Source organism: Aquipluma nitroreducens (assembly GCF_009689585.1).
In the GTDB taxonomy this organism is placed as follows: Bacteria; Bacteroidota; Bacteroidia; order Bacteroidales; family Prolixibacteraceae; genus Aquipluma; species Aquipluma nitroreducens.
Map to the genome: position 1 here is coordinate 4,242,305 of NZ_AP018694.1, position 12,088 is coordinate 4,254,392.

Here is a 12,088-nt window from a genome sequence, read left to right on the forward strand (position 1 = left end):
GGCTTTATTTTTATATTTGTAACTTATTTTAAAATTGAATAATTGGAAAGAGTTGATATTGAATTAATTAATTGTTTTGGACAGCTAGTCAGGAATAGTTCCAAATCGATAGTTTTGGTTCCTCATATGAATCCGGATGGCGATGCAATGGGTTCAGTTCTTGGTTTATGGCGGGTTCTGAAAAATGCAGGATTTAAAGTTAAAGTGGTAAGTCCAACAAAATACCCTGAATTTTACCACTGGTTGGATGGGCACGATGAGGTAATCATTCATAGCCATCATCCCAAACAATCAGCAAGAGCCATCGAAGAATCGGATCTGTTAATTTGCATGGATTTTAATCAGCTATCTCGACTTGGAGATATGAAATCACTGGTCGAAAATTATGCCGGGAAAAAGATTTTGGTTGATCATCACCCTTATCCGGGGGATTTTACCGATCTGCTAATTTCTGACATCACCTTTAGTTCTACTGCCGAATTAATATTTTCTTTGCTTCAATCTACTGACTTAGCTCAATATATTGACAGGAATGCAGCTACCTCATTTTTCACAGGTATCATGACTGATACTGGGTCTTTCGATTTTAATGTATCAAACCCCAGTACGTTTGAAGCAGTGGCTCAGCTTACCCGCATGGGTATCGACCAACTTGACATTCATTCTAAAGTGTACGATAACTATTCCCCAGATCGGATGCGCCTGATGGGCTTTTGCCTGAGTAACCGAATGATTGTTTATCCGGAATATAACGCAGCCTGCATGTACATTACGTTAGAAGATCAGAAAGCTTTTAATTTTAAAACAGGCGACAACGAAGGGTTTGTCAATATGCCACTTTCAATAAAAGGAGTTGTATTTAGTGTACTTTTCACTGAGAAAGAAAAATACGTTAAAGCATCATTCCGATCAAAAGGCGAATTTGCTGTAAATGAAGTGTCTGAAAAATATTTTAACGGAGGAGGGCATCGCAACGCAGCCGGAGGAGAGTTTTATGCATCTTTAGCAGAAGCTTTGGATCAATTCGAGAAATTGCTCCCTGAATTTGAAGCTCGAATTAAACTATCAATAAAATAATTTACCATGAAAAATTTGAATTTTGTTTTTAAATATTTTGTACTGCTTTTGTTTTTAGCGGCATTTGTTTCATCGTGTATGAAATCCAGCGATCCAAGTTCAGGCAATACTGCTGAAACCGAAGCGGCTCAAATCAAATCGTGGAAGGCAAAGATGAAAAGCGAGAATATTGCCTACGATTCAACTGCGACCAAGATATTTTACGTTATAGATAAGACTAAAGTAGGCACTGGTCCAAATGTGACAACAGGGAACACAGTGACAGTTAAATATACTGGTACTTATATGGATGGAACTATTTTCGATTCTTCAGATAACTTTACTTATGTGCAAAAATCCTCCAGCTCGCGTATGATCGCAGGTTGGGAAGAAGGTATTGAATTGCTAAATAAGGGAGCAAAAGGCACTTTCCTTTTTCCATCGTCTCTGGCATACGGACCATATGGTTATTATTCAATTCCCGGGTACACTCCGTTATTTTTTGTTATCGAAGTGGTTGATATTAAATAGAAGCTGATTTTAATTTGTACTTTCGCAAAAAAAATAATTTATGAGACAATATCTGTACATTCTCGGTTTGATGGTTATGCTATCCGGAATTTATACTTCGTGTAAAACAAATACTCTGGATGCATTGCATGAAGACGAGGTTACTGCACGCGACAAGTATGTTAAGGATAAGAACCTTGCAGATTTTAAAGACGTTTCTGGAATCTATTTTAAGGATAGCATAAAAGGAACAGGCGATTCTATAAAATCAGGTTATATCGTAAAGTTGTATTTTAAAATCACATTGCTCGACGGAACAGTTGTTTTTACAACCGAGGATAAATATGGTCATAATTACGAAGAGTATACTTTTTATATTGACGCAACGAGTACAACCATTAATCAGGCGTATGTACAGCAAATCGCCGGATTACATTCGGGCCTGAAAAAAATGTTGGTTGGAGGAACAGCATTTATGGTCATTCCTTCGGAACTTGCATTTAAAGCTGTTGAAAACTCAGCTACAATTGGAGTCCCGCGCTTTTCAACCTTGTTGGCAACTGTTTATGTCAAGAAGGCGATTTCGCCCGAAGAGCAAGCCGCACAATAAAAAATATAAGCCAGATATTCCCGCAGTTGACCGAAAGGCTTCCTGCGGGATTTTTATTGCTATTGTTTGTCTAAAGATTTAGCTGTATAACTATGTTTTTTATCTTTTGCCTTGACATTTATGAGCAAGTCTGAATTACTTAAGAAACTACTTCCCGGATTCATTCCATTATTTGTATTTATCGCCATCGACGAGATTTGGGGAACACGTGCCGGGTTAGTAGCAGCCCTAATTATTGGTGTTGCCGAAATGATTTGGATATGGATACAGGAAAAGAGATTCGATAAATTTGTTTTGTTTGATACCGGTTTGCTTGTCGTATTAGGTTCTGTTTCATTGATTCTCGATAACGACATCTTTTTTAAGCTGAAGCCCGGATTGGTTGAGTTGATTTTGTGTGCAGTTCTGGCAGTTTCAGCTTTCTCGAAACTAAATATCATCGGAATGATGACCCAGCGGTACATGAAAGACATGGAGCTGAACGACCAGCAAATGGCACAATTCAGGAAGACCATGCAACTCATGTTTTTTGTATTTCTGTTTCACACGGTATTGGTATTTTATTCCGCTTTTTACATGTCCGACGGAGCCTGGGCCTTTATCAGTGGTGGTTTATTCTATATTTTGTTTGCGGTGGTTTTTGGATACGAATTCATAAAGCAAAAACTCAGTCGTAAGCCGCTTTTAATTCCTGAAGATGAAGAATGGCTGCCAATCGTAGACGAAGCGGGCCAGATTATTGGCAAAGCTCCACGCTCGATTTGCCACCGTGGCGAAAAATTGCTGCATCCGGTTGTACATTTACACGTTTTGAATAATCAGAAGCATGTTTATTTACAGAAAAGGCCCTTGAATAAACTGGTTCAGCCTGGGAAATGGGATACCGCTGTTGGTGGGCATATCTCGGCAGGCGAAACACTCGAAACTGCGCTGAAACGCGAAGCCTGGGAAGAAATTGGTCTTCATAATTTCGCCGCACGTCTGGTGAAAACTTACCGGTGGGATAGCGAAATTGAATCGGAGCTGGTTTATGTTTTTGTTAGTCACGATTTTAAATCGATCCATTTGCACTCAGATGAGGTGGAGGAAGGTCGGTTTTGGACACAAAAGCAAATTGATGCCAATCTGGGCATGGATATTTTCACCCCGAATTTTGAACATGAATACCAATTACTGAAGAAGGAAATTTTTTCAGTATAAACGAAATTAGACCTTTTCGCCAGACTTTCTTTGTCTATGCTTTTTTTCCTAAAGTGTTTTATGAGTTCCGTCGCAGTATGGTGGATTTTTGGTTTGCTTGCATTGACAAAGCCATGCTTCCTGTTTTTGATCAATTCTAAAGATCACCGGGGTAAATTCACCCCCACGGTGCGATCCGTTGCAGAACGGCTGGTTGGAACTTTTCCCACACGCGCACCAGAAATATTGTCCCGGTTCAAGATTGACCTGAGCGGGCATTTTTGCAGCAATTAATGGTTTATCCATGGTTGTCGATTTATAACTTTAAATTTTTAATTTTGATTTGCTTTAATCTAAACAGTTTAGATTGAGTTTAGTTATATGTACTAAAAAAATAAATGATGAAGGTATTTATAATCAGTTTGTTATGTTTGTTTTTTCTTGGTCAGCAAGTTGAAGCGAAAAAACATCTTTTGTATGTTGGTACTTATACCAAAGGCATGACCAACGGTATTTTTGTTTATTCATTTAATGATCGGAGTGGACGATTGGTTGATTTGAAAGAGCCAGCGATCAGTAATAATCCGTCATTTCTAGCGATTGCTCCAAATAAGAAATTTCTTTATGCAGTGGGTGAACTCGATAATCTGGATTCGATTAGCCAAAGTGGGGGACTGTCTTCTTTCAAAATTGAGCCTGATGGAAAATTGACTTTGATAAACCATGTATTAACACATGGTGCAAACCCCTGCCATGTAAGCCTTTCTCCTGATGGGAAAAAACTGGTGGCCTCGAATTATACGGGTGGAAATTTATCGTTTTTCAATATTTTGCCTGATGGCAGTTTATCTGAAATGGTGCAGCGAATTCAGCACGAGGGTAGTGGCCCGTTCCCCGGAAGGCAAACCGAACCGCATGCCCATTCGGCTCGCTTTAATGCAACCGGAAAGTTATTGTTTGCGGCTGATCTCGGAATTGACGAACTTAAAATTTACGATGTTACTTCCGGAGAAAAGATGGTTGTACCATCAGCACAGCCGTTTGTAAAACTTGAGCCAGGTTCCGGTCCTCGTCATATGGATTTTTCGGCTGATGGCCGTTTTATATATGTCATTAACGAGTTGAGTTCAACAATTGTTGTTTTGATGAAATATGGCGGTGAATGGAAGCAGGTTCAGACGATTAAAACTCTACCCAAAGATTTTAAAGGCGAAAGCTGGTGCGCTGATATTCATTTATCGGCTGACGGACGGTTTGTTTACGGATCGAACCGAGGCCACAACAGCATTGCCGTTTTTAAACGCGAACCCAATAATGGTAAGTTAGAAATGATCGAGACTGTTCCTGTGGAAGGTAATTGGCCTCGTAATTTTATCATCGATCCATCGGGTAAATTCTTATTGGTTGCCAATCAGAAAAGCAACGATATTACTGTATTTCAAATCGATCCACTCTCAGGAAAGTTAAAATATACTGGCTTTAAGGTTTCGAATGAATCTCCGGTTTGTTTGCAGTTTTTGAAATAATCAGTTTGGATTGTTTGGAGTGGAAAAATTGCTGAATGGTTAAACGTTAAATTGCTAAATGGTTGGAACGTCATTTAACCTCTTCTACGAATCAACCATTTTTACAACCCCAATACAGCAACAATTATCCCCGAATCAATCGAATAAATTCTTCTCTTGTGGCAACTCTTTCGAAGGCGCCAGTAAAGTCCGAAGTCGTTGTAGTTGAGCTTTGTTTTTGAATGCCGCGCATCTGCATGCACAAATGCTGTGCTTCAATAACAACAGCCACACCAAGTGGATTAAGTGTTTGCTGAATGCAATCTTTTATTTGGGTAGTTAATCGCTCCTGAACTTGCAACCGGCGGGCATAAGCATCAACTACACGGGCAATCTTGCTGAGCCCTGTGATGTATCCATTCGGAATGTACCCGATGTGTGCTTTCCCGATAAATGGGAGCATGTGGTGTTCGCACATCGAGTAAATTTCAATGTCTTTTACAATCACCATTTGTCGGTAATCTTCCTTAAACATGGCCGAACGCAAAATTTCTTCAGGATCTTGTTCGTAACCCTGAAGCAGAAATTGCATCGATTTCGCAACGCGCATGGGTGTTTGCTGCAATCCTTCGCGACTGGAGTCTTCGCCAACCAGATCGATTATTTTTTTATAATGTTCGCTTATTTCCTTCGTTGTTTCCGGATCGTATTGCTCGATTTTCCTATATTTTCCGTTTTCTCCGTTCAGTGAAAATTCCATCGTTTAATTCCTTTCTGAAATAATTTTGTACAGTGACGCAACCGCAAAGGTAGTAAGTTCAGTCTTACTCAGGATTCAAGATTAAGATTTTGTCAGAAATGCCATACAAATCAATTAAACTTTAACCTAAAGTGAAATCCGTTGGGTTAAAAAGAGGATTGATCTTTTGAATTTTTTATTTTTGCATCGTTTATTCAATAAGGCTTCAGGCAATCCGGGAAATGAGATCGTATAATTCTAAAAAAGTACCCGGTTAAGTGTTGTTTGAAAGTGTAAAAAAAAGTTAATTATTTTTTGGTCTTGTATACAATATAAACTTTGAATCGAAGTTATATTTATGAAAACAATGTCTCAGAAATTAACTAACGTTAATGAACTGTATTTATGATTGTAGTTACCGGAGCAGCTGGTTTTATTGGAAGTTATATTGTCGGGAAACTCAACAGAGAAGGATTTAAAGACATTGTTTTAGTTGATAAGTACGACGATCCTTTGAAGTTTCAAAATTACCAGAATAAGGCTTATGCTGAAATGGTTGATCGCGATAATTTCTTTGATTGGTTGTCGGTCAATGAAAAATTTGTACAGATCATTATTCATATGGGGGCTCGCACCGATACTGTTGGTCAGGAGCCTGAAATCTACCAAAAACTTAATCTCGATTATTCGCAAAAAATATGGAATGCCTGCATTCAATATGGTTTGCCATTGATTTATGCTTCGTCGGCTTCGACCTACGGAGATGGTCATTTGGGTTTCGACGATGACGAATCACTTATTTCGAAATTACAACCCTTAAATTTATATGCTCAGTCGAAACATGATTTTGATCGGTGGGCGCTTGAGCAAAAAGAACAGCCTTATTTTTGGACCGGATTGAAGTTCTTTAACGTATTCGGGCCTAATGAATATCATAAAGAACGAATGGCTTCCGTTATTTTTCAGGCATTTAATACCATTTCAGAAACAGGTCACATGGGACTTTTTAGGTCTCATCATCCGGATATTCGTGATGGAGAACAAGCCCGTGATTTTATTTATGTTGAAGATATTGCCAAAGTGATTTTGTTCTTCATGAATAATCGCAAAAATTCAGGAATTTACAATGTGGGAACGGGTGAGGCGAGGACTTACCTGAGTTTGACCAAGGCCGTTTTTAAGTCGATGAAATTGAATGAAAGTATTGGTTTTATTGACACTCCTGAAGATTTGCGCGGTAAATATCAATATTACACTTGTGCTAATATTCAGAAGTTACGAAAAATAGGTTACTCAGAACCGTTTTACTCGTTGGAAGACGGAGTTGATGATTATATCGCCAATTATCTGACTCCAGGAGTTCGCTATTGATAAAAAGTCATTAGTCATTTGAAAAGAGTCATTAAACTATTTTCTAATGACAAATGACCCTTTCCTTTGTTCCTATCGTGTAAATACCCAATCGTTTTCTCCTGAAAGTTGGTTGTTGAAATAATACCCTTCCCAGTCAAATGCTTTCAGTTCTTCCGGATCGGAAATGTTGTTTTGAATGATAAACCGGCTCATTAATCCGCGGGCGCGTTTCGCAAAGAACGACACCATTTGATATTTGCCGTTTTTATTTTCTTTGAATGATGGTGTAATTATCCGGGCTTTTAATTTTTTCGTATCGATGGCGCTGAAATACTCGTTGGACGCCAGATTGATTAAGATTTTCTGGTTATTTACTGAAAGTTCGTCATTAAGTTTTGCTGTAATTTTTGCCTTCCAGAAATCGTATAAATTTTTCTTTCGGGCAACCGATACATTGGTTCCCATTTCTAAACGGTATGGCTGAATCAAATCGAGCGGTTTTAGCAATCCGTAAACTCCTGAAAGAATCCGAAGTTTTTGCTGGGCAATTTCAAATTCGCTTTCAGTAAACGTTTCCGCCTTTAATCCCTGATACACATCACCATTAAACATCAATACCGACTGCCACGAATTTTCGGGGGTAAAAGTAGGTGCCCAGGCCTGAAATCGCTGGAAGTTCAGCTCAGCCAACTTGGGCGAAATACTCATTAGTTTGGCTAGTTGACCTGGCTTTTTCTTTTTCATTACGGAAACAATTTTTTCGGCTTCAGGTAAAAAATCCATTTCAGTATACTTCTCAATATGAATTGGGCAATGGTCGTAGAGCGATTTGGCAGGTGAAATAACGATGATCATGGGTTTTTATATTGATTTCAGGAATGAAACAAAGATACAGTATCAAAGTTGAGATTGAACTGAAAAGTTTGGATGGCTGAAAAAAGAAAAGCGGAAAAAGAGAAAGATTGCTCTTTCCTTTTCCCACTTTTCAGCGGATTTATTCTTGTTTGTGGAATTCGTTTTTCTACCACACAAAAGTGCCTACAGCGCCTTGCGCCAGCGATGTGGTGACTGATTTGCCTTTAAAGCTGATACTGAAATTCTGGAGCGATCCGGCGTCATTCAGCACAATCAATACCTTTTTGCCTTCCGGAGTTTTAAATGCAACATTGGGCAAATTAGCTGGCAAATTAGTGTCGATTCGAACAGAACCCGGACGAACAAATTTGGATGCATGAGCCAGAATATAATAAGCCGGATTGCGTGTTACTGCATTACCGTTAATTGTAATGGTGCCTAGGCACTGATCGCAGCCACCTTCATTGGTATGCGGATCGTTCGATGGGTCGGCGGCCAGGTTCCATTCCAGTACATTGCGGCACCAGTTGCGGGTTCCGCCAATAACGAGGGTACGCGTATGCCACGAGAGATCGCCGGCCAGATTGCCGGGAGCGCCCACCCACTGCTCTGTAAAATATAAGTTTTTGGCAGGGAAGGCATTGTGAACCTTGCTCAATTCTTCAATTGTTCCGCCATACAGGTGAAAAGCTGATCCGTCAACATATTTGGCAGCTTCCGGATCGTTTAAAATTTGAAGCGGATAATCAATGCGGTCGGCATTATGGTCGTAAATAATAATCTTTGATTTTATTCCGGCGTTAGCGAAAGCTGGCCCAAGGCTTTTCTTGATAAAATCGGTCTGATCGGCAGCAGTCATATACATGCTTGGATTATTTCCCGGATGCAAGGGCTCGTTTTGAATGGTGATGGCATCGATGTTGATTCCTTCATCCTTCATTTTCTGAACATACTTCACAAAATATTTGGCATAGGCGTCAAAATATTCCGATTTCAGGCTACCACCTTTAAACGAATTGTTGGTTTTCATCCAGATAGGAGCAGTCCATGGCGATCCCATAATTTTGATGTTCGGATTGATCGCCAAAATTTCTTTCAAAACCGGAATCAAATCAGCTTTTTCAGTTTCAAGGCTGAATTTGTCCATGTTTACATCGGTTTGTCCAGCTGGCAAATCGTCATAAGTGAATAAATGGTCGCTTAGGTCAGAAGCTCCAATGCTGATTCGCAGGTAGCTAATTCCAATATTATTTGCATCAGTAGCGAAGAGCTCTTTTAAGATTTTATTCCGGCTTGTATTATCCATCCGGTTGAGCAATGTGGCGCTTCCGCCAGTGAGGCAATTTCCAAAGCCATCAATCGTCTGGAAAGTTGTTGTTGTGTCAATAGCAATGATTGGATATTGGTTTACGGCAGTACTGAAATTCAGGCTTGTGTTTTGTCGCTCGAAAAGCACATTCGTCAACGGGCTGGTCACCCATGCTTCGACCTCAGTTTTTACGGGATTTCCGGTCGGATTTGGCTTTTCGGGATAATTGTCGTTTTTAGAACTCTCGGAACAACCCAAAAACAATATCAGTAAAGTGAAAAGTAAATTCATGTTTCTCATTTTTAGTTGGCTAAGTTGAAATTACATGGGGCAAATTAATTGGCATTTTAAGAAATAGAGGCTGTATCAAAAGTGATTATGTTTTTTCAAAAACTTACAATTTGAAAGTACCGATACTTTTAAAACCCCTAAATCCCCTGAAGGGGACTTCAAAGCCGCCCCTTCAGGGGAGGTTTGGAGGGGTGAAATGAAGTTGAACTTACAATTTAAAAGTTGAATTTGTGAAATTTTGACTTTTGATACAACCTCATGATATGAATGCCCCTATTTAAATCCCCTATTTTATTTTTTTTGATAAACCCTGACATAATCAACCACCATCGAACGAGGGAAGATGGTGTCGTCGATGCCTTTTTGACCGCCCCAGTTACCACCAACAGCCACGTTCAGTAATAAGTGGAATCTCTTATCGAATGGCCAAACCGGAAAGCCTTTTCCTTCGTTCTTGAAAGTAAAATATAGTTTGTCATCAACGTAAACTCTGTATTCGGATGATTCCCATTCCAGGATATAGTTGTGAAATTGAGTATAGCAGTCGGAAACGGTGGTCGTTGCATTTTTCTGTGTGCCTTGCACGTGGTTGTACGATTGGGTGTGGGCCGATGCAACAATGACGTACGGATCGTATCCTACATTTTCCATGATGTCGATTTCGCCGCTGGCAGGCCAACCTCCATAAGTCCAGTCGGTTGATAACATCCAGATGGCTGGCCACATTCCTCTTCCTTCCGGAAGTTTTGCCCGAACTTCAGCCTTCCCGTACAGCCAATCACCTTTCGATTTGGTAATCAGTCGGGCAGATGTATATTTTTTACCTTCCACATCTTCTTTGATCGCGTTGATGTAGAGGTATCCGTCTTTTACTTCCGAGTTTTTCAGTTGACCACTGGTGTAGAATTGAGCTTCGTTATTTCCCCATCCGTTGGCGTTCCCTTCGGTGTCGTAACTCCATTTTTTGCTGTCGGGCAAGCCGTTATAATCAAATTCATCGCTCCAAACCAACTCGTAGTTGCCAGTTGGGGTGCCGGTACCTGGTTTTACACCCGTAGGTTCCGATTTGTTGTCTTTGGCACAACCCCACAGGGAAGTTGAACAAATGAGAATTGTAAAGAAGAACAATCGTTTCATAAAAGTTGTATTTTTTTAGGAAAAAATGAACTCCTGCCCATCTGGCGAACCAGATAGTCAGGAGTTTTTATTGCCAATCTATTTCCCGAACGTAAAATCGTCGAAGAAGAAAATACCCTGAGCTGCATGTCCTTCAGCACCAAACTGAATTACAATTTTGTCATAATCCTGCCGGTTACTTACCGAACTGAAATCAAAAGTTAGTTCGATCCATTTGTCTGATTCCAAATTTGCTTTTATCACTTCTGTTTGTGTTGTCCATGCGTTTCCACCCAGACTGCTATCCTGTAATTTTACAGCTACCTGATGCTGAAGCTGGTTCACCGAAATCCAACTGCCTGCAACATCGTAGGTCCCAAGGTAATCATTATAGGATGGAATAAACACTTTCATTTTTACTTTATTCTGTTCGGTCAGATCAAACTTATATTCGTTTGTCGAAAAGTAAATGTTTGAATAGAACGCAGAAGTTTTCTGGTACAGGAATACTTTTGAAGAAGTGTTAACCGGCACTGGCGCCGGATTTGAATAACTGGAGCTTACCAAAGAACCCATGTCTTCATATTTGAATGCCACCTTGCTGGTTGTTCCTTCAAAATCTTCGGATAGAGGATTTGCTTTCAGTGGGATGATCACAATTGGCTTCACGTTCTTTTCTTTTGGAATCAAACGATACCACCAGCCATTACCTGGCTCAACGGTACTTACACATTTAATATACAACTCGTCTTCAGTAAGTTTTATAATTTCATACGTTGATGTACCTGCGTAGTGTCCGAAAAATGCACCATCACTAAGTGTTAGCGTTTTTGCTGATTCTTTCAATGTAAAGGTATAGGAAGATTTTGGAGCATAAGCCACGTCAAAATCGCCGTCGCCGGGAACCACTGAATTTGAATATCCCAGACCTGCAAGAGCTGCACGGCCATTTTCGTTGGTATAAACTGAACCATTGTTTTTCCAGTCCATTTTCACACCCACTTGGGTAAACGTAAATTCCTGAGAATAAAGACAGCTTTTGGTTTTGCCTTCGGCAGGGCAGCTCCACCAGCTCGGGCTCGAATCATCAGCTGGCCCAACACCAAAATGTCCGTCGTGAAATTGATCGAACACCCATGTTTTACCTGCCAAATTGCTTGCACCACCGGTTAATGCGGTGTACATCGGAGTATTGAGCATCGACATGTCATCATTGTCAATTGTAATTGTTTTTGACTTTGAGACAGAACCTCCTTTTGAATATAAAGTCATAACAACATTGTACGTCCCTTTAAAAGGATATTCAACAGTTGCTGATTCGCCTTTGCCTTTTGTGTTGTTGCCGAAATCCCAGGTTACAATACCAGCAATCTTCGATGTGTTTTTTATTTCCAGAATGTTTGCCTTTGCAGCTGTTGGTGTAGCTGTGAAATCAAGCTGATCTTCAGTTGGAGTCTGTCCGATATCGATGGAGCTATCCATTTCGGGTTTACACGCAAACATAACAATTATGAGTGCAGCTAAACCGGCAAGTTTTTGTATGTAATTCATTCGTTTCATTACCA

Annotated in this window: 12 protein-coding genes; 6 read left to right on the top strand and 6 right to left on the bottom strand. The window is 40.0% G+C overall.

From position 1 onward, the window contains the following. The first annotated feature begins 42 nt into the window (after positions 1–42). From AQPE_RS17780 to AQPE_RS17795, 4 genes are all read left to right on the top strand, one after another. Positions 43–1,077 carry a DHH family phosphoesterase gene (locus AQPE_RS17780; RefSeq protein ID WP_318347840.1) on the top strand — a complete coding sequence of 345 codons (1,035 nt, stop codon included), beginning with the start codon at positions 43–45 and terminating at the stop codon, positions 1,075–1,077. A gap of 6 nt (positions 1,078–1,083) precedes the next feature. Further along, positions 1,084–1,587 (top strand): FKBP-type peptidyl-prolyl cis-trans isomerase, encoded by a 504-nt coding sequence (locus tag AQPE_RS17785; RefSeq protein WP_318347841.1) that lies wholly within the window; start codon positions 1,084–1,086, stop codon positions 1,585–1,587. A gap of 40 nt (positions 1,588–1,627) precedes the next feature. After that, positions 1,628–2,176 (top strand): FKBP-type peptidyl-prolyl cis-trans isomerase, encoded by a 549-nt coding sequence (locus AQPE_RS17790; protein WP_318347842.1) that lies wholly within the window; start codon positions 1,628–1,630, stop codon positions 2,174–2,176. Positions 2,177–2,296: 120 nt separating this feature from the next. Continuing rightward, complete coding sequence (locus tag AQPE_RS17795; protein ID WP_318347843.1) at positions 2,297–3,376, top strand: NUDIX domain-containing protein; 1,080 nt, start codon at positions 2,297–2,299, stop codon at positions 3,374–3,376. 48 nt (positions 3,377–3,424) lie between these two features. Here AQPE_RS17795 and AQPE_RS17800 read toward each other — a convergent pair whose 3' ends face one another. Then, positions 3,425–3,661: a CDGSH iron-sulfur domain-containing protein gene (locus tag AQPE_RS17800; RefSeq protein ID WP_318347844.1), complete on the bottom strand. Its 237-nt coding sequence runs from the start codon at positions 3,659–3,661 to the stop codon at positions 3,425–3,427. Between the two features lie 95 nt (positions 3,662–3,756). On the opposite strand from AQPE_RS17800, the gene AQPE_RS17805 reads away from it, so the two are divergent. After that, entirely contained in the window at positions 3,757–4,881 is a 1,125-nt protein-coding gene (locus AQPE_RS17805; protein ID WP_318347845.1) for a lactonase family protein, read from the top strand. Positions 4,882–5,005: 124 nt separating this feature from the next. On the opposite strand, the gene folE is transcribed toward AQPE_RS17805, so the two are convergent. Further along, positions 5,006–5,620, bottom strand: a complete 615-nt coding sequence (gene folE, locus AQPE_RS17810; RefSeq protein WP_318347846.1) for a GTP cyclohydrolase I FolE — start codon at positions 5,618–5,620, stop codon at positions 5,006–5,008. A 384-nt stretch (positions 5,621–6,004) separates the two neighbouring features. Between folE and rfaD the strand changes: the two genes are divergently transcribed. Next, complete coding sequence (gene rfaD, locus AQPE_RS17815) at positions 6,005–6,970, top strand: ADP-glyceromanno-heptose 6-epimerase (RefSeq protein ID WP_318347847.1); 966 nt, start codon at positions 6,005–6,007, stop codon at positions 6,968–6,970. A gap of 72 nt (positions 6,971–7,042) precedes the next feature. On the opposite strand, the gene yaaA is transcribed toward rfaD, so the two are convergent. The 4 genes from yaaA to AQPE_RS17835 form a co-directional block, all read right to left on the bottom strand. Further along, positions 7,043–7,807 carry a peroxide stress protein YaaA gene (yaaA, locus tag AQPE_RS17820; protein ID WP_318347848.1) on the bottom strand — a complete coding sequence of 255 codons (765 nt, stop codon included), beginning with the start codon at positions 7,805–7,807 and terminating at the stop codon, positions 7,043–7,045. A 166-nt stretch (positions 7,808–7,973) separates the two neighbouring features. Beyond that, complete coding sequence (locus AQPE_RS17825; RefSeq protein ID WP_318347849.1) at positions 7,974–9,407, bottom strand: glycoside hydrolase family 30 protein; 1,434 nt, start codon at positions 9,405–9,407, stop codon at positions 7,974–7,976. A 291-nt stretch (positions 9,408–9,698) separates the two neighbouring features. Continuing rightward, positions 9,699–10,544 carry a glycoside hydrolase family 16 protein gene (locus tag AQPE_RS17830; protein WP_318347850.1) on the bottom strand — a complete coding sequence of 282 codons (846 nt, stop codon included), beginning with the start codon at positions 10,542–10,544 and terminating at the stop codon, positions 9,699–9,701. A gap of 78 nt (positions 10,545–10,622) precedes the next feature. After that, entirely contained in the window at positions 10,623–12,083 is a 1,461-nt protein-coding gene (locus AQPE_RS17835) for a PKD domain-containing protein (RefSeq protein ID WP_318347851.1), read from the bottom strand. Between the last annotated feature and the right edge of the window lie 5 nt (positions 12,084–12,088).